This window comes from Burkholderia sp. AU16482 (genome assembly GCF_002223285.1).
GTDB lineage: Bacteria > Pseudomonadota > Gammaproteobacteria > Burkholderiales > Burkholderiaceae > Burkholderia > Burkholderia semiarida.
In genome coordinates this window covers 1,908,010-1,924,665 of sequence record NZ_NKEY01000006.1, presented here as the reverse complement: position 1 = coordinate 1,924,665, position 16,656 = coordinate 1,908,010, and the positions used below count along the sequence as shown (strand labels likewise).

Genomic DNA, 16,656 nt, shown 5'->3' with positions numbered 1-16,656 from the left:
ATCGATGAATACGATCAAACGAATCGATCCGCGCCGGCCGTTCATCATCACGGCCGCCGGCCTGAAGCGCATCACGCTCGGCGAGGAAGGCAGCGCCGATGCGAACGCCGCGCAGTGGTCCGCGCACGGTCATGGCGCCGCGGCGGCGAAGCCGCGCCGCGCGCTGCAGGATCCGAAGCACGTGATGCTGGTGGTCGCCCATGGCGAACGCGGCGCGCTCGACGACCATTCGCGGCAGGCGATCGCCGCCGCGGCCGTGCTCGCCGATGCGCAGACCGAAGTCGCGCTGCTCGCGTTCGGCGAACTCAAGGACGACGTGGCCGAACTGGGTGTCGACAAGCTGCTCGAGCTGACCGGCTTCGATCGCCGCGCGTTCGATCCCGAAAGCGAACTGCAAGCATTGCAGGCCTGTGTGGCCGCGCTCGCCCCGAAGCATGTGTTCGTGCCCGACAACGCGACCGGCGACGGCGATCTCGGCCGCCGTTACGCGGCGGCGGCCGGCGCGAGCGTCGCGACCCACGTCGTCGAGATCGACGCGAAGCACGTGGGCGCGTACGCGCAGGCCGGGCGCGCGTTCGCGACCCGTGCGCTGCCCGACGTGATCCTGCTCGCGCAGAACGCGGTGGAGGCGAAGCTGCCGTTCGTCGGCGCCGGCGAACGCGTGGCTGCCGATTTCATCCGCCCGGCGCATGACGCCGCGCAGCCGTACCGCGATCTCGGCCTCGACGAAATCGATGCGGCCCAGGTCGCGCTCGAGGAAGCCGATTTCATCGTGTCGGCCGGCAACGGCGTGTCCGACATCGCTGCGTTCGAGCGGCTGGCCGGCGTGTTCGGCGCGGCGATCGGCGCGAGCCGCGTCGCGGTCGACAACGGCCACTTCACGCGCGACAAGCAGGTCGGTGCGACCGGCAAGACGGTCGAGGCGAGCGTGTACATCGCGTTCGGCATCTCGGGCGCGGTGCAGCATTTGCAGGGGATCAAGGATTGCCGCCACGTGATCGCGGTGAACCTCGACGGCAGCGCGCCGATCGCCAAGCGCGCGAACCTGACGGTGGTCGGCGACGCGCAGGCGACGATCGCCGCGCTGATCGAACAGGTCCAGGCCGCGCGGGCCGCGCGCGGCGAATCGCCGGCCGCGGTCGGTACCCGTGAACCCGAAGGAGTCGCGGCATGAATGCCCCTCGCCCCTTGCAACGCATCGCGGTGCTCGTGTCCGTCGGCCGGCATCCGGTCAGCGGCGTCGCGCGCTACAGCCGCAACGATGCGGCCGCACTCGAAACCGGCCGCCAGCTCGCGGAAAAACATCGCGCGACGCTCGACGTGATCCACGCGGGCGACCCCGCCAACGCGGCGCTCGCCGAGTATCTGGCGCTCGGCGCGCGGGAGGTTGAAGTGCTGGCCTGCCGAGACGGCGACGATGCCGTGCACGCGCTCGCCGCGCGCATCGAAGGCTACGACCTCGTGCTGACCGGCACGCGCGCCGAGGGCGCGTACGACACCGGGATGCTGCCGTACCGCGTCGCCGCGGCGCTCGGCTATCCGCTCGTCGGCTCGGCCGTCGACGTGACGGTCGATGGCGGTCGCGTGGCAGTCCGGCAATTTTTGCCGAAAGGGCTGCGGCGGCGTGTCGACGCGGCGCTGCCGGCCGTCGTGGCCGTCCATCCGCTCGCCGGTGTCGAGCCGCGCTATGCCTATGCGCGGCTGCGCGCCGGCGCGATCCGGCCGGCGCTCGCGGCGAGCGGCGCGGACGCCGACGCGACCGCGTGGACGGTCGGCCCGGTCGAGCGTAAACCCGTAAAACTGGTCGCCGCCGAGAAGCGCTCCGGGCATGCCCGGATGCTGTCCGCGACGACGACCGAAAGCCGTGGCGGCAACGTCGTAAATGAAGGGAGTTCGGTCGAAAAAGCACAAGTGATCCTTGCGTATTTGCGCGAGCATCAGCTCATCGACTACTGATTTTGATGCCTGTCGGCAAGAACCCAGGGATGCAAGGAATCCGGAGCAAACGATGAAAGTATCGGCAGACATTCGTGCATTGATCGAACGCCGCAAGGCAGGCTACAGCCTCGAAGCGCCGTTCTACACGAGCGAGGACATTTTCGCGCTCGACATGGAGGCGATTTTCCGCCAGCACTGGATCCAGGTGGCGATCGAACCGGACATTCCCGAGCCGGGCGATTACGTGACCGTGCAGTTGGGCAACGATTCGATCCTGATCGTGCGCGACGACGACATGGCGATCCGCGCGTTCCACAACGTGTGCCGTCACCGCGGCGCACGCCTGTGCAACGAAGATAAAGGCTCGGTCGGCAACATCGTGTGCCCGTACCACAGCTGGACCTACAACCTGACGGGCCAACTGATGTTCGCCGAGCACATGGGCGAGAAGTTCGACCGTTGCAAGCACAGCCTGAAGTCGGTGCACGTCGAGAACCTCGCGGGCCTGATCTTCATCTGCCTCGCCGACGAGCCGCCCGTCGATTTCGCGCAGATGCGCGCCGAGATGGAACCGTACCTGCTGCCGCACGATCTGCCGAACACGAAGATCGCCGCGCAGATCGACATCATCGAGGAAGGCAACTGGAAGCTCACGATGGAGAACAACCGCGAGTGCTATCACTGCGTCGCGAACCATCCGGAGCTCACGATCTCGCTGTACGAATACGGCTTCGGCTACCAGCGTTCCGACGCGAACGCCGAAGGCATGGACGCTTTCGCCGAGACCTGCGTGCGCCGCGGCAAGGAGTGGGCGGAGATGGGCCTGCCGTCCGCCGAAATCGAAAAGCTGCTCGACGTGACGGGTTTCCGCACGCAGCGCCTGCCGCTCGACCGCCACGGCGAATCGCAGACGCTCGACGCGAAGGTCGCGTCGAAGAAGCTGCTCGGCGGCTTCGACAAGGCCGACCTCGGCGGGCTGTCGTTCTGGACGCAGCCGAACTCGTGGCACCACTTCATGAGCGATCACATCGTGACGTTCTCGGTGATCCCGCTGTCGGCCGGCAAGACGCTCGTGCGCACGAAGTGGCTCGTGCACAAGGACGCGAAGGAAGGCATCGACTACGACGTGAAGAACCTCACGGCCGTGTGGAACGCGACCAACGACCAGGATCGCGCGCTCGTCGAATTCTCGCAGCGCGGCGCGACCAGCAGCGCGTACGAGCCGGGCCCGTATTCGCCGTACACGGAAGGTCTCGTCGAAAAATTCTCGGCCTGGTACATCGGCCGGCTCGCCGAACAAACCGGCGCGTAGTCGTCAGCGGAACAGCAAGCGGAGCAACTGATGAAACGACCCTCACGTTCACTTCGTTCACTGCCCCCCGCGGGGGCGGTCAGCCTCCTTGGGGCGGCCCTGCGGAGGCTGACATGATGCGAGATGCGGCCAATTTCGAGCCGGCGGACAGCCGGGTGACGCGCCCGGCGTTCTGGAACGCGCTGCCCGAGCGCTGGACGAGCGACGTCGAGGAAACGCTGGTGTGCTGCCACGTGCGGCAGGAAACGCACGACGTGAAGAGTTTCTTCTTCCGTTCGCCGCAGGGCCGCACGTTTTCGTTCGAGCCCGGGCAGTTCCTCACGCTCGAGCTCGACATCGACGGCGAAACGATCAACCGCTGCTACACGATCTCGTCGTCGCCGGCGCGGCCGCACACGGTGTCGATCACGGTGAAGCGCGTGCCGGGCGGCAAGGTGTCGAACTGGCTGCACGACAACCTGCAGCCGGGCGCGTCGGTGCGCGTGCTCGGCCCGGCCGGCGAATTCACGTGTGCAAGGCATCCGGCACGCAAGTACCTGTTCCTGTCGGCCGGCTCGGGCATCACGCCGCTGATGTCGATGAGCCGTGCACACCATGATCTCGCGGAAGATCGCGACATCCTGTTCGTGCACAGCGCACGCACGCCGGACGACATCATCTTCGCGCGCGAGCTCGACCTGATCGCGTCGAACCACACGAATTTCCGCACGTCGTTCGTCGTCGAGCGCGTCGGCGCACGCACCAACTGGCCGGGCGTCACCGGCTTCCTGACGCTGCCGCTGCTGAAGCTGATCGCGCCGGATTTCATGGAACGCGAAATCTTCACGTGCGGCCCCGCACCGTACATGAAGGCGGTGCGCGACCTGCTCGACGAAGCCGGCTTCGATCGCAAGCAGTATCACGAGGAAAGCTTCTCGTTCGAGACGCTCGCGCAGACCGCGAGCGACGAGCTGCTGGCCGATCTCGCGCCGCCGGCCGAAGGCGACGCCGCCGGCACGAAGCAGTACACGGTCAGCTTCGCGAAGAGCAATCGCGAGATTTCGTGCGGCTCGGAGCAGCACGTGCTCGACGCGGCGCGCCAGTCGGGCGTGCGGCTGCCGGCATCGTGCACGCAGGGCATGTGCGGTACGTGCAAGGTGAAGCTCGTGTCGGGGCAGGTCGAGATGAAACACAACGGCGGCATCCGCCAGCGCGAGATCGATCAGGGGATGGTGCTGCTGTGCTGCAGCAAGCCGCTGTCGGATCTCGTGATCGACAAGTAGTCGCAGGCGCCATCGGCTGTCCGGGCGCGTCGCGTCCGGACAAGCATCTGTCGGAAAACAACGATACCGCGGATTTGTGGTTGAAGAACCTAGAGAGACAACGCGCACGGTGCGCAGACCAAGGAGATCGACCATGAAATTGTTCGGAAAACTGTTTTGGGCCGGCGCACTGTCGGCGATGGCGGCACTGAGCGCATCGGCGCTCGCCGATACGAAGCCGACGCTGAAAATCGGTTACGTCGAAGGCTGGGATGACAGCGTCGCGACGTCGAACGTCGCCGCGCGCGTGATCGAGAAGAAGCTCGGCTACGAGGTGAAGCTCGTGCCGGTCGCCGCCGGGATCATGTGGCAGGGCGTCGCGCGCGGCGATCTCGATGCGACGTTGTCCGCATGGCTGCCGGTCACACACGGATCCTACTGGAGCGAATACAAGAGCAAGGTCGTCGACCTCGGCGCGAACTTTCCCGACGCGAAGATCGGCCTGATCGTCCCCGATTACGTGAAGGCGAAGAGCATCGAGGATCTGAACGCCGAGAAGAGCAGCTTCGGCGGCCGCATCGTCGGCATCGATGCCGGTGCGGGCGTGATGCGCAAGACCGACGAAGCGATCAAGAACTACGGGCTGAGCTACACGCTGATGCCGAGCTCGGGCAGCGCGATGACGGCCGAATTGTCGCGCTCGGTCGGCGCGAACAAGCCGGTGATCGTGACCGGCTGGGCGCCGCACTGGATGTTCGCGAAGTGGAAGCTGCGCTTCCTCGAGGATCCGAAGAAGGTGTTCGGCGGCGCCGAGCACGTCGACAGCGTCGTGAATCCGGGCCTTGAAACCAAGGCGAAGCCGGTCGTCGCGTTCCTGAAGAAATTCCAGTGGAAGCCGGGTGAAATCGACAGCGTGATGCTGGCGATCCAGAACGGCTCGAAGCCGGAAGCGGCCGCGGATGCGTGGATCGCGGCGCATGCCGACCGCGTGAATGCGTGGACGGAAGGCGCGCAGTAAGTCTCCCGACATACGTCGTACGAATCATCATAAAAACACGCCGGGAATGGCATGCAGGAATCCGAAACAATGAGGATGAAATGCAGCCATATCCCGGAATTCTTTTTCGGATTCTGCAAAAAAGCGCGTAAGTTGTTACACTAGCGCCCTTGTGCGGAGTCATCCCGCTTTGTATCGGAGCAGCGTAAACGTTGAAGCGCTTACGCTGATCGAGAGGAGGAATTGGATGAGTCAAGCAGGACTGCGTGCTAATCGCACCAGTGATGTCGAGGCAACCATCTCACATGATTCGACGGGCCACACGCTGCATCGTGGCCTGACCTGGAAAGACGCTTTTTGGGTAACGAGCGGCGTGCCGGCAGGCGTGCTGTTCACGATCGGCGGCGTATGCGCGACGATCGGCCAGCCCGCGTGGGCGATCTGGATCGCCGCGATCACGATGGGGCTGGTTCAAAGCGCGACTTATGCGGAAATATCCGGGCTATTTCCGCATAAATCGGGCGGCGCGTCGGTGTATGGCGCGATCGGCTGGGTCCGTTACAGCAAGCTGATTGCCCCGGTGTCCGTGTGGTGCAACTGGCTCGCGTGGTCGCCGATGCTCGCGCTCGGCTGCGGCCTCGCGGCAAGCTATGCGCTCACGAGTCTCTTTCCCGCCAATGCGGCGGTGCTGCACTGGCAGCTCAAGGTTGCGGATCTCGGATTCATCAAGCCCGGTCTGTCTTTGCGGATCAACGCGACGTTCATCATCGCGACGATTCTGCTTCTCATCACGTTCAAGCTTCAGCACAGCGGTGCGTCGAAGGCCGCGCGTACGCAGCGCATTCTCGGCATCGCGTCGCTCACGCCGCTCTTGATCGTCGGCATCGTGCCGTTCGTCACCGGCGACGTGCCGATGTCGAACCTGCTCCCGTTGCTGCCGCTCGGTCACGACGCGCAGGGCAACCTTACGGCCGCGACCTTCGGCTCATGGAACGGGCAGGGCGTGACGATGGCGCTCGGCGCGATGTTCATGGCCGGCTGGGCGTCGTACGGTTTCGAGACGGCCGTCTGCTACACGCGTGAGTTCCGCGATCCGCGGCGCGATACCGCGAAGGCGATCTTCTGGTCGGGCGCGCTGTGTCTCGTCGTGATGACGCTCGTGCCGATGGCGTTCCAGGGCGCGCTCGGCACCCAGGCGATGCTCGATCCGGCGATCGGCGACGGCACCGGCGTCGCAGCCGCGATGGCAAAGATCGTCGGCGGCGGCGCGTGGGTCGCGAATGCGGTCGTCGTGATGCTGATGCTGTCGATCCTGCTGATCGTGATGACGTCGATGATGGGTTCGTCGCGCACGCTGTACCAGGCGTCGGTCGACGGCTGGTTGCCGAAGTACCTGTCGCACGTAAACGAGCACGGTTCGCCCACGCGCGCGATGTGGACCGACCTCGGCTTCAACCTCGTGTTGCTGATGATGTCGGACTACATGACGGTGCTGTCGATCTCGAACGTCTGCTACATGCTGTTCGTATTCCTGAATCTTCAGTCGGGCTGGATCCACCGGATGGATCGCGGCAACTGGGATCGGCCGTTCCGCTGCCCGACGTGGCTGCTCGTCGCGGGCTCGATCTGCGGCTATGCGAACCTCGTCTATGTTGGCGCGGGCGCGAACCTGCAGGGCGAGGGCACGCTGCGCAACGGGCTGATCGCGATGCTGCTGATCGTGCCGGTGTTCCTGTATCGCCACTACTGGCAGGATCGCGGCCGATTCCCGGCGCAGATGCAGCGCGACATGGAGCTCGAAGTGCCGAAGCGCGCGCCGTGGCTGAGCCTGATGCCGTATGCGGCGCTGATCGGCGCGGCGCTCACGATCTGGTTGTCGTACTACTTTGCTTGGGTGAAGTGAGCGCCTGAGACTCGCTCGCCCGGAGCGCACGCACACGGTTTCGGCGCGGCGTCGCGATGTCGCGCGACCTGAATGAAGAACGCCCGGCTGGCCGCAAGGCCGGTCGGGCGTTTTTTTTCATGCCGCGTGCGCGTGGTCAGCCGGCCGGCTCTTCGTCGCTCGCGCGCATGTCGTCGTCGAGCGTGCGCATGAAACGCGTCGGCACCATCACGACCGGATGTGGCGCGCTGCTCTCGGCGTCATTGGTATCGAGCAGTGCGAATGCTTCGGCAATCAGCCGCTGCACGTCCTGCCGCAGCATCGTGACGTCGAACGGCAGGCGCGCGGCGAACGGATCCCAGTCGAAGCAGCCGACGGCCGTGCGCTGCCAGATATCCCACGGCAACTCCGACGCGAAACGGACGAGCCCTTCGAACGACGTGATCGAGTTCGTCAGCATGCCGGCAGGCAGCCGGCCGAGCGTCTCGTAGCGTCGCGCGAGCGCCTCGCGCGCGGCGGCGGGCGCGTAGCCGCAACGCTCGATCGCGTCGTGCGGCGGCGGCGGCAGGCCGCGCGCGGCGAACGCGTCGTGAAAGCCCGCGATGCGCATCTCCGTCGCGTATTCGCCGGCGATGCCGCCGAGCAGCATCAGTTCGTTTGCCGAATTGCCGCGCGCAATCATCTTGTCGATCAGCACGTCGGTCAGCGCCCGCGCGCCCGCGCGGTTGTCCGACACGACCGACGGCGCGCCTTCTCCCGGCAGGTCGACGTTGATCGACGGTATGCCGGCCGCGTCGCACAGCGCGTTGAGCGGAGCCGGATTGCGTACGCCAGCGATGAACAGCAACTCGACGCGCTGCGCGAGCAGCGTCTGTGTAACGTTCAGTTCGACGTCCCGGTCGCGCTGCGTGCCGACGACGATCGGGCACAGGCCGCGCCGGCGCGCCTCGTCCTCGAAGGTTTCCGCGAGCCCCGCGAAGAATCGGTTGCGGTAGTGCGGGATGACCATACCCGCCAGCCCCGAACGCGACAGGCGCAGGCCGCGCGCGCTCAGGTTGACGTTGTAGCCGAGCGTCTTGGCGCTGTCGAGAACGCGGGCGGCCGTCTCCTCGCTGATCCGGTAGCGCGCCCAGTTACCGTTCAGCACCATGCTGACCGTGGACGTGGATGCGCCGGTCGCCTTCGCGATGTCGTAGATCGTGGACTTGCGTCCGGTAGTCGTGCGGGCCATCTGCGTCGTTGCTCCCCTCGAGTGCGTTCTGGTCCTGATGATGCCGACGGTATGCGTTTCGGGACGCGATTCCCTATCAGGGTTTTCCCATGCTTCCCGTCGGAGCTAAATGGATTCAGCATACATGAAACAGTTTGCTGAATGGATTTAGCAACTGACCGCCATGTCGCGGCTCGAGAGCCCGGCGACGGTCGCCTTCGGATGGAGGAGACATGTCTGTGAACTTCTTGCGCACGGTATGCGCGGGCGTGGCTGCGTTCGCGCTCGCAACCGGTATCGCGTCGGCGTCGCCCGACAAGCCGGTGATCGGCGTCGTCGTGAAGATCGGCGGCATTCCATGGTTCAACGCGATGGATGCGGGCATCCGGAAGCGCGCCGAGCAACTCGGCGTGAAGGCGTTCATGGTCGGGCCGACCAGCGCGGATCCGGCGCTGCAGGTGCGCGCGATCGAGGACCTGATCGCGCAGAAGGTCGACGTGATCGGCGTGGTGCCGAACGATGCCGAGGTGCTCGATCCGGTGCTGCAACGCGCGCGGGCCGCTGGCATCAAGGTCATCACGCACGAATCGCCGAAGCAAAAGAATACGGACTGGAATTTCGAGCTGGCGTCCGCGAAGGGGTTCGGCGAAGCGTATGCGAAGAATCTCGCCGCCGCGGTAGGCGGCAAGGGCGAATACGCGGTATTCGTCGGCTCGTTGACGGTACCGCTGCACAACGCATGGGCCGATGCCGCGATCGCTTACCTGAAGGCCAACTATCCGGGCATGAAGCTCGTGGGCGACCGCTACGGCGTGGCCGAGGATGTGGACGCTTCGCGCAAGACCGCGCTCGACCTGATGCGCGCGCATCCGGACCTGAAGGCGATCCTCGCGTTCGGCAGTCAGGGGCCGATCGGCGCCGCGCGCGCGGTTGCCGAGCGGCAGGCGAAGGGCAAGGTGATCGTGCTCGGGCCGTTTTCCCCGGGGCAAGGCAGGCGCCTCGTGCACGACGGCGTGCTGAGCGGCGGCTACATGTGGAATCCGGCGCAGGCCGGCGAGGTGTTCGTCACGCTCGGCACGATGCTCGCGAAGGGGCAGCCGGTCAAGGACGGCACGACGATTCCGGGGCTCGGCGTCGTGCATCCGGACGGCCACAACCTGATCGTGAACCAGCTCGTCGAGCTGAACGCGAAGACCGTCGACGATCTCGCGAAGCAGGGGCTGTGAGCGACGCACCCCGGCGCGACGCGTCATGTGACGCGGTCGTTCCACTCGCCCGATGTTCGATTGCAGGCCGTAACGGAGCATAGCGATGATGTCTGCCCATTCCCGCGAAGCCGCGGCGTCCGGCCGGTCGGTCAGGCCATCGGCCGCGTGCGCGGCCGGCGCGCCGCTGCTCGAGCTCGACAACGTGTCGAAGACGTTCGGCGGCGTGCAGGCGCTGCAGCAGGTGCGTTTCGACGTGATGCCGGGCGAAGTGCTGTGCCTGGCCGGCGAGAACGGCTGTGGCAAGAGCACGCTGATCAAGATCGTGAGTGGTGTCCATCGTCCGGAACCCGGCGCGGTGATCCGCTTCGACGGCAAACCGGCGGTCGATCTCGATCCCATGCGGGCGCGCGCGCTCGGCATCCAGGTGATCTGGCAGGACCTCGCGCTGTTTCCCGAGATGACGGTCGCCGAGAACATCGCGTTCGAGCAGAACCTCGGCGCGCGTCCGCGGCTGGTTCACTACGGGCGGATGAAGACGGCCGCGCGGCAGATTCTCGCGCGGCTCGGCGTCGAGCTCAATCTCGACAGGCCGGTGCGCACGCTCACGATCGCGCAGCGGCAGGTCGTCGCGATCGCACGCGCGCTCGTGGCGCAGGCGCGCCTCGTGTTCATGGACGAACCTACCGCGTCGCTCAGTCACGCCGAGACGCAGGCGCTGCTTGCGATCGTGCGCCGCCTGTCGGCCGACGGCATCGCGGTGGTGTTCGTCAGTCATCGGCTCGCGGAAGTGCTCGACGTCTGCGCGCGCGTGACGGTGATACGCGACGGTCGTCATGTCGGCACGTTTCCGACGGCCGGGATGACGCAGACGCGGCTCACCGAACTGATGACGGGACGCACCTTCGACTACGCGGTGCGCACGACCGACCTGTCGACCGCACCGGCCATGCTGCGTGTCGACGGACTGTCGCGGCGCGGCGAATACGATGCGGTGTCGTTCGAGGTGAGGCGCGGCGAAATCCTCGGCCTGACGGGGCGGCTCGGCGCCGGGCGCACCGAGTTGGCGCTGTCGCTGTTCGGAATGACGCGACCGGATGCCGGCACGATCACGCTCGACGGTCGGCCGCTGTCGCTGCGCTCCAACCGCGACGCGATTCGCGCCGGCATCGCCTATGTGTCGGAGGACCGCCTGCAACTGGGGCTGGTGCAGCCGCAATCGATCGGCGACAACACCGCGATCGCGGTACTCGACAGCTTGCTTGGCGCGGCGGGTCTGATTTCGCCGCGGCGGCGCGACGCGCTGATTCGCGACTGGGTCGCGCGGCTCGCGGTGAAGATCGGCGGTCCCGACGACGCGGTATCGACGCTGTCGGGCGGCAACCAGCAGCGCATCGTGCTCGCGAAATGGCTCGCGACGAAGCCGAAGCTGCTGATCCTCGATTCGCCGACGGTCGGCGTCGACGTCGGCGCGCGCGCCGGCATCTTCGCGATCGTTCACCGGCTCGCGTCGGAAGGGATGGCGATCGTGCTGATTTCCGACGAGATTCCCGAGGTTTACTTCAACGCGGACCGTATCCTGCACATGCGCGACGGCCGGATCGTCGCCGAGTACGTGCCGGGCCGCGAGCCGATCGACCACATCGAGCGAGACGTTCATGCGTAACCTGCAACCCTTCGGCATCGGCGCGACCGAAGCGTGGCTGCTCGCCGTGATCGTCGCGATGGCGGTCGGCCTCGGCTTCGCGACGCCGACCTTCCTGACGCTGTCCAACCTGTTCGACCTGCTCAACCAGAGCGCGGTCAACATCATCTTCGCGGTCGGGCTGCTGATCGTGCTGATCGCGGGCGGCATCGACATCTCGTTCGCGGTCGGCGCGTCGGTGGTGCAATACCTCGCCGCGCTGTCGCTGATGCGGCTCGGCGGCGGCAACTGGGCGCTCGGCTTCGCGTTCGCTGCCGGCTTCGGCATCCTGCTCGGCGCGGTGAATGCGACGATCATTTACCGGTTCCGCGTCGTGTCGATCGTCGCGACGATCGCGACCTTCAATATCTTCTTCGGCGGGCTGATGTTCGTGACGGGCGGCGTGTCGATCTACGACCTGCCGGACTGGTGGATGAATCGCATCGCGATCGTGCAGGTCGAAACGACGGGAGGCGTCGCGTCGCTCGGGCTGCCGGTCGCGGTGATGGCCATCGCCGTCGTCGCGACGTGGTTCCTGTTGCGCCGCACGACGCTCGGTCGCCAGCTCTACGCAACGGGCGACAACCCGGAAGCCGCACGGCGCGTCGGCATCGATGTCGCGACGATGCATTACGTCGCATACGGCTGGCTCGGGATGATGGCGGGCGTCGCCGGGCTGATGCAGGCGCACTACGTGCAGGAGGTCGTGCCGAATGCGCTGCACGGCCGCGAACTGGACGTGCTCGCGGCCGTCGTGCTGGGCGGCGCGCGGCTCGGCGGCGGGCGTGGCTCCGTGCTCGGCGCAATCCTCGGCATCCTGCTCGTATCGATTACCGCGAACGGGCTCAACCTGCTCGGCGTGTCGCCGTATGCGTTCAAGATGATCGTCGGCGCCGTCATCCTGATTGCGATCACCGTGTCGAGCGACGGCGTCGCCCGGCTGGCCGGCTCGCGCTTCCTGTCGCCGCGTGCGAGGGCATGATCATGAAACATGGACAATCCCGGCGCCTGGCAGTGCTGTCCGTGCCGGCCGACGTGGCCGGCCTGCTCGGCTTCCTTGCCTGCGTCGTCGTGGCGATGAGCCTGGCATCGGATCGCTTCCTCACGGACGGAACCTTCGTGTCGATCGCGTTCCAGCTTCCCGAGCTCGGGCTGTTCACGCTCGCGATGCTGATGCCGCTGGTGTCCGGCGGCTTCAATCTCGCCGTTACGTTCACCGCGAACATCGCGGGGCTCGCGATGGCGTGGGTGATCCAGTCGCACGGCGGCCCGGAGGCCGGCATCGCAGCGGTCGCGCTCGGCATCGCGGCGGCGCTCGCGACGGGCGCCGCGGCTGGCTGGCTGATCGGCGCGGTGATCGCCTGGACGGGCGCGAGCCCGATCCTCGTGTCGCTGTCGGCGATGATCTTCCTGCGCGGCCTTGGCGAATTCCTGACGCGCGGCGGCGACATTTCCGGGTTCCCGCCGGTCGTGCGTGCGATGGGCAACGGGCTGTGGCTCGGCGTGCCGGTGCCGCTGTGGATCTTCGCGGGCTGCGCGCTGCTGTGGCACGTCGTGATGACGTATTCGCGGCTCGGCTTCGTCACGCGGATGATCGGCTCGAACGCGGAGGCGACGCGCTACTCGGGCATCTCGACCACGCGCGCGATCACGCGCATCTACATGCTGTCGGGGCTGATGTGCGGCGTGGCCGGCGTCGTGATGCTGTCGCGCTTCAACTCGGTGCGTGTCGGCCACGGCGAGGCGTTCCTGTTGATCTCGGTGCTTGCCTGCTTTCTCGGGCGTGTCGATCCGTTCGGCGGCTTCGGTCGCGTCGCGCCGGTCGTGATCGCGCTCGTGATCCTGCAGGTGATCGCATCGGGCCTCAACCTGCTCGGTGCGAGCCAGCATCTCGCGACCGCGCTGTGGGGCGCGTTCCTGCTCGCAGTGATGCTGGTGCGCTGGGCATGGGCCCGGCATGCGTCGCGGCCGCGCAGGCCCAGTTCAAGTGCGGCGCCTGCGCTCGGCGCCCTCGAACCCCCTCAACGGAAGGAGACGAAATGAACAAGCTTGGCGTACATGCGCTGGTGTGGGAAGCCGGCTGGAGCCGCGACGCGTGCGTGCGCGCGATCGCGAACACGGCCGAGACGGGCTTCGATTTCATTGAGGTGCCCGCGCTCGATCCCGATTCGATCGATGCCGAGTTCACGCGGCGCGAACTCGAACGATCCGGCCTCGGCATCACGTTCTCGCTCGGGCTAGACGCGGAATCCGACATTTCGAGCGGCGACGTGCAGAAGGCCGCGCGCGGCAAGCAAAAACTCGAGGCCGCGCTGCGTGTCGCGCGCGATTGCGGCGCGACGCACGTATGCGGGATCCTGTATTCGGCGTTCCAGAAGAATGTCACGCCGACGACGGCTGCCGGCGTCGCGATGTCCGCGGACATCCTCGCGCAGGTGGCCGACATGGCCGCGCAAAGCGGCATCACGCTCGGGCTCGAGGTCGTCAATCGCTACGAGTCGAACGTGCTCAACACCGCGTCGCAGGGTGTCGAGCTGTGCCGACGCATCGCGCGGCCGAACGTGAAGGTGCATCTCGATACGTATCACATGCATATCGAGGAGTCGGACGTGACGTCGGCGATCCGCGATACGGGCGAGCATCTCGGCTACGTGCATGTCGGCGATTCGCATCGCGGGTATCTCGGATCGGGCAACGTCGATTTCACCGCGGTGTTCCGCGCGCTGGTGTTCAGCGGCTACACGGGGCCGATCACGTTCGAGAGTTTTTCGTCGCGCGTCGTCGGCCAGCCGCTCGAAGGCATCCTCGCGATCTGGCGCAACCTGTGGGAAGACAGCCACGATCTCGCCGCGCACGCGCTGGCCTTCACGCGCGTGCAGCTCAAGTCCGCGCGCGAGGCACTGAAGCAGGCCGAGCGGAGCCGTCTGCCATGAGCGGCGCGTCGACGGGCGCGCGACACATCGACCGCGAGGCGTTGGCCGCACACCTGCTGCGCGCGAAGCTGGACGGCAACGATCTGATCAATGTCGACAGGGTGCTGGCGCACAGCCTTCCCGCCGATTTCCTGGCGGGCAACGCCTGATAGAGGCCGGCGCGGCGCCCGGTTTACGAAAACACCACCGTCCGGTCGCCGTTCAGAAACACCCGCCGCTCGATGAACGCCTTCACCGCACGCGCGAGCGTCAGCGATTCGACATCGCGTCCCACCGCAAGCAGTTGCTCCGGCCGCAGCGCATGATCGACACGCTCGACGACCTGCTCGATGATCGGGCCTTCGTCGAGATCGTCGGTCACGAAGTGCGCGGTCGCGCCGATCAGCTTCACGCCGCGCGCATGCGCCTGGTGATACGGCTTCGCGCCCTTGAAGCCGGGCAGGAACGAGTGATGGATGTTGATCGCGCGGTTCGCGAGTTTCGCGCTCGTTTCCTGCGACAGCACCTGCATGTAGCGCGCGAGGATCACGAGTTCGGCGCCGCTCGATTCGAAGAAGTCGAGCCATTGCGCTTCCTGCTGCGCCTTGGTCTCCGCCGTGATCGGGAAGTGCCGGAACGGCAACCCATGCTGCGCGGCAAGCGGCTCGAAGTCGGGGTGGTTCGACACGATGCCGACGATGTCCATTTTCAGCTCGCCCATGCGCCAGCGGAACAGCAGATCCGCGAGGCAGTGCTCGAGCTTCGACACCATGATCAGCACCTTCGGCCGCGCGTTGACATCGTGGATCGCCCACTGGATGCCGCCATCGTGGCCGGCGAGTCCGGCCGCGATCGGCGCGAATTCCTGGCGCAGCGCGTCGATCTGCAACGTCTCATCCGTCGGATGAAAGACGCAGCGCACGAAGAAGCGGTTGCTGAGATCGTCGTCGAACACGTTCAGCGCATCGACATAGCAGCGATGGCGATCGAGAAAGCCGACGACGGCGGCGACCTGACCGGCCGCGCTCGGGCACGACAGTGTCAGGACGAATTGATCGGGGCGGTGCTCGGCGGTCATGAGACTCCTCGGATGGCAGGGGGCGTACGGCCGCGCGGCGGCGCACGACAGCGCCGCGCCGCGCGGGTAGCGGGAGGCTCAAGTAAATCAGGACGATTTCGCGGCGGATAGAACCAACGCGCCGTGTGGCTGGTATCGGTGCGCCAGCGGGCGGGCGAGGGCCGCAGGGTGCGAGCCGTGTCAGGCCCCCGCGCACGCGTCGAGCAGCCAGCGCCGGAACACGTGGGTCGCGTCCGGCTCCGGCCGCTGCGGCGGCCGCACCAGGAAGTAGCCGCGCGACGTGACGACGGGCGCATCGACGAGCTTCACGAGCTGGCCGCTCGCGACGAGTTCGTCGACGAGCGGCGACCAGCCGAGCGCGACGCCTTCGCCGAGCAGCGCCGCGTGGATCACGAGCGCATAGCTGTTGAAGGTCACGCCGCGGGCGGCGGCCGGCGATTCGAGCCCGTGCGCGTCGAACCAGCCCGCCCACGACAGCCAGCGCTCGGGGTGCGTCGGCTGCACGTGCAGCAGCGGCAGCGCGAGCAGGTGGTCGGCCCGCGCGACGCCCCGGTGCGCGTCGCGAAACGCGGGCGAGCACACGGGCGTGACGGATTCCGGAAACAGCCGCGCGGCCGTGCATGACGGCCAGTGGCCGTCGCCGAACAGGATCGCGATGTCGCCGTGGTCGCGTTGCGCGTCGTAATCCTGTGACGTGACGACGCGCACGTCGACGTCCGGCATCACGCGCTTGAGCCCGGCCAGGCGCGGCATCAGCCAGTAGGTCGCGAAGCCGAAGTCGGTGACGATCGTGAGCGCGCCGTGCTCGCGGCGTGCGCGCAGCGTCGCGGTCGCGCCGCGCAGCGTGTCGAGGCTCAGCCGCACGGCTTCGTACAGGCACTCGCCGTCGGCCGTCAGCGTGACGCCGCGCGGGCTGCGTTCGAACAGCGGCACGCCGAGTTCGGCTTCGAGCTGGAACACCTGCTGGCTCACGGCCGGCTGCGTCGAGCCGAGCTCGCGCGCGGCGGCCGTGAAGCTCGCGAGCCGGGCGGCCGATTCGAACGCGCGCAGCGCCTGCATCGACGGTAACGGTTCGGGTTTCGACATAAGTCCCTCTAATGGCCCCATAAGGGCCGGACGCCTACCCGCACGAATTCGGGCGGGCGATAGTGCCGGCAGACGGTACGGCACGTGCGCTTCACGCGCCGGCGGCAACGG

Annotated in this window: 15 protein-coding genes; 12 read left to right on the top strand and 3 right to left on the bottom strand. The window is 66.8% G+C overall.

The window, feature by feature from the left end; all coding sequences use genetic code 11:
- Positions 1-4 precede the first annotated feature (4 nt).
- The 6 genes from CFB35_RS25920 (at position 5) to CFB35_RS25890 (ending at position 7,391) form a co-directional block, all read left to right on the top strand.
- The gene (locus CFB35_RS25920; RefSeq protein ID WP_059583198.1) at positions 5-1,174 is read left to right on the top strand and encodes an electron transfer flavoprotein subunit alpha/FixB family protein; all 1,170 of its coding nucleotides are present in this window, start codon (positions 5-7) and stop codon (positions 1,172-1,174) included.
- On the top strand, positions 1,171-1,956 hold the full coding sequence (locus CFB35_RS25915; protein ID WP_059583197.1) for an electron transfer flavoprotein subunit beta/FixA family protein: 786 nt from the start codon (positions 1,171-1,173) through the stop codon (positions 1,954-1,956). Before CFB35_RS25920 ends, CFB35_RS25915 begins: the two co-directional genes overlap by 4 nt.
- Before the next feature lie 52 nt (positions 1,957-2,008).
- A complete protein-coding gene (locus tag CFB35_RS25910; RefSeq protein WP_059583196.1) occupies positions 2,009-3,250 on the top strand; it encodes an SRPBCC family protein in 1,242 nt (413 codons plus the stop codon).
- A gap of 113 nt (positions 3,251-3,363) precedes the next feature.
- Positions 3,364-4,512: a hybrid-cluster NAD(P)-dependent oxidoreductase gene (locus tag CFB35_RS25905; RefSeq protein WP_059583194.1), complete on the top strand. Its 1,149-nt coding sequence runs from the start codon at positions 3,364-3,366 to the stop codon at positions 4,510-4,512.
- Between the two features lie 133 nt (positions 4,513-4,645).
- Entirely contained in the window at positions 4,646-5,509 is an 864-nt protein-coding gene (locus CFB35_RS25895; protein ID WP_059583193.1) for a glycine betaine ABC transporter substrate-binding protein, read from the top strand.
- Between the two features lie 226 nt (positions 5,510-5,735).
- A complete protein-coding gene (locus tag CFB35_RS25890; protein ID WP_059608929.1) occupies positions 5,736-7,391 on the top strand; it encodes an APC family permease in 1,656 nt (551 codons plus the stop codon).
- A 136-nt stretch (positions 7,392-7,527) separates the two neighbouring features.
- Here CFB35_RS25890 and CFB35_RS25885 read toward each other — a convergent pair whose 3' ends face one another.
- Complete coding sequence (locus CFB35_RS25885) at positions 7,528-8,601, bottom strand: LacI family DNA-binding transcriptional regulator (RefSeq protein ID WP_059584365.1); 1,074 nt, start codon at positions 8,599-8,601, stop codon at positions 7,528-7,530.
- A 212-nt stretch (positions 8,602-8,813) separates the two neighbouring features.
- Here CFB35_RS25885 and CFB35_RS25880 point away from each other — a divergent pair, with 212 nt between their 5' ends.
- The 6 genes from CFB35_RS25880 (at position 8,814) to CFB35_RS35115 (ending at position 14,551) form a co-directional block, all read left to right on the top strand.
- Positions 8,814-9,806, top strand: a complete 993-nt coding sequence (locus CFB35_RS25880; protein ID WP_059584368.1) for a substrate-binding domain-containing protein — start codon at positions 8,814-8,816, stop codon at positions 9,804-9,806.
- Positions 9,807-9,891: 85 nt separating this feature from the next.
- Positions 9,892-11,451, top strand: coding sequence for a sugar ABC transporter ATP-binding protein (locus CFB35_RS25875; protein WP_059584370.1), 1,560 nt, complete (start codon positions 9,892-9,894; stop codon positions 11,449-11,451).
- Entirely contained in the window at positions 11,444-12,451 is a 1,008-nt protein-coding gene (locus CFB35_RS25870; protein WP_059584371.1) for an ABC transporter permease, read from the top strand. The genes CFB35_RS25875 and CFB35_RS25870 overlap by 8 nt, the downstream gene beginning before the upstream one ends.
- Before the next feature lie 2 nt (positions 12,452-12,453).
- Entirely contained in the window at positions 12,454-13,512 is a 1,059-nt protein-coding gene (locus CFB35_RS25865) for an ABC transporter permease (protein WP_179231789.1), read from the top strand.
- Positions 13,509-14,402 (top strand): sugar phosphate isomerase/epimerase, encoded by an 894-nt coding sequence (locus CFB35_RS25860; RefSeq protein WP_059585084.1) that lies wholly within the window; start codon positions 13,509-13,511, stop codon positions 14,400-14,402. The genes CFB35_RS25865 and CFB35_RS25860 overlap by 4 nt, the downstream gene beginning before the upstream one ends.
- Complete coding sequence (locus CFB35_RS35115) at positions 14,399-14,551, top strand: hypothetical protein (protein ID WP_179231788.1); 153 nt, start codon at positions 14,399-14,401, stop codon at positions 14,549-14,551. The genes CFB35_RS25860 and CFB35_RS35115 overlap by 4 nt, the downstream gene beginning before the upstream one ends.
- A gap of 23 nt (positions 14,552-14,574) precedes the next feature.
- Here CFB35_RS35115 and purU read toward each other — a convergent pair whose 3' ends face one another.
- Together purU and CFB35_RS25850 are read right to left on the bottom strand one after the other, a co-directional pair.
- Positions 14,575-15,459 (bottom strand): formyltetrahydrofolate deformylase, encoded by an 885-nt coding sequence (purU, locus tag CFB35_RS25855; protein WP_059584373.1) that lies wholly within the window; start codon positions 15,457-15,459, stop codon positions 14,575-14,577.
- Positions 15,460-15,639: 180 nt separating this feature from the next.
- A complete protein-coding gene (locus CFB35_RS25850) occupies positions 15,640-16,545 on the bottom strand; it encodes a LysR family transcriptional regulator (RefSeq protein ID WP_059584374.1) in 906 nt (301 codons plus the stop codon).
- Between the last annotated feature and the right edge of the window lie 111 nt (positions 16,546-16,656).

What these genes read in the sequence shown, in the direction of transcription:
- CFB35_RS25920 (WP_059583198.1), top strand. Translation starts at nt 5, where the DNA reads ATGAATACGATCAAACGAATCGATCCGCGCCGGCCGTTCATCATCACG.
- CFB35_RS25915 (WP_059583197.1), top strand. Translation starts at nt 1,171, where the DNA reads ATGAATGCCCCTCGCCCCTTGCAACGCATCGCGGTGCTCGTGTCCGTC.
- CFB35_RS25910 (WP_059583196.1), top strand. Translation starts at nt 2,009, where the DNA reads ATGAAAGTATCGGCAGACATTCGTGCATTGATCGAACGCCGCAAGGCA.
- CFB35_RS25905 (WP_059583194.1), top strand. Translation starts at nt 3,364, where the DNA reads ATGATGCGAGATGCGGCCAATTTCGAGCCGGCGGACAGCCGGGTGACG.
- CFB35_RS25895 (WP_059583193.1), top strand. Translation starts at nt 4,646, where the DNA reads ATGAAATTGTTCGGAAAACTGTTTTGGGCCGGCGCACTGTCGGCGATG.
- CFB35_RS25890 (WP_059608929.1), top strand. Translation starts at nt 5,736, where the DNA reads ATGAGTCAAGCAGGACTGCGTGCTAATCGCACCAGTGATGTCGAGGCA.
- CFB35_RS25885 (WP_059584365.1), bottom strand. Translation starts at nt 8,601, where the DNA reads ATGGCCCGCACGACTACCGGACGCAAGTCCACGATCTACGACATCGCG.
- CFB35_RS25880 (WP_059584368.1), top strand. Translation starts at nt 8,814, where the DNA reads ATGTCTGTGAACTTCTTGCGCACGGTATGCGCGGGCGTGGCTGCGTTC.
- CFB35_RS25875 (WP_059584370.1), top strand. Translation starts at nt 9,892, where the DNA reads ATGATGTCTGCCCATTCCCGCGAAGCCGCGGCGTCCGGCCGGTCGGTC.
- CFB35_RS25870 (WP_059584371.1), top strand. Translation starts at nt 11,444, where the DNA reads ATGCGTAACCTGCAACCCTTCGGCATCGGCGCGACCGAAGCGTGGCTG.
- CFB35_RS25865 (WP_179231789.1), top strand. Translation starts at nt 12,454, where the DNA reads ATGAAACATGGACAATCCCGGCGCCTGGCAGTGCTGTCCGTGCCGGCC.
- CFB35_RS25860 (WP_059585084.1), top strand. Translation starts at nt 13,509, where the DNA reads ATGAACAAGCTTGGCGTACATGCGCTGGTGTGGGAAGCCGGCTGGAGC.
- CFB35_RS35115 (WP_179231788.1), top strand. Translation starts at nt 14,399, where the DNA reads ATGAGCGGCGCGTCGACGGGCGCGCGACACATCGACCGCGAGGCGTTG.
- purU (WP_059584373.1), bottom strand. Translation starts at nt 15,459, where the DNA reads ATGACCGCCGAGCACCGCCCCGATCAATTCGTCCTGACACTGTCGTGC.
- CFB35_RS25850 (WP_059584374.1), bottom strand. Translation starts at nt 16,545, where the DNA reads ATGTCGAAACCCGAACCGTTACCGTCGATGCAGGCGCTGCGCGCGTTC.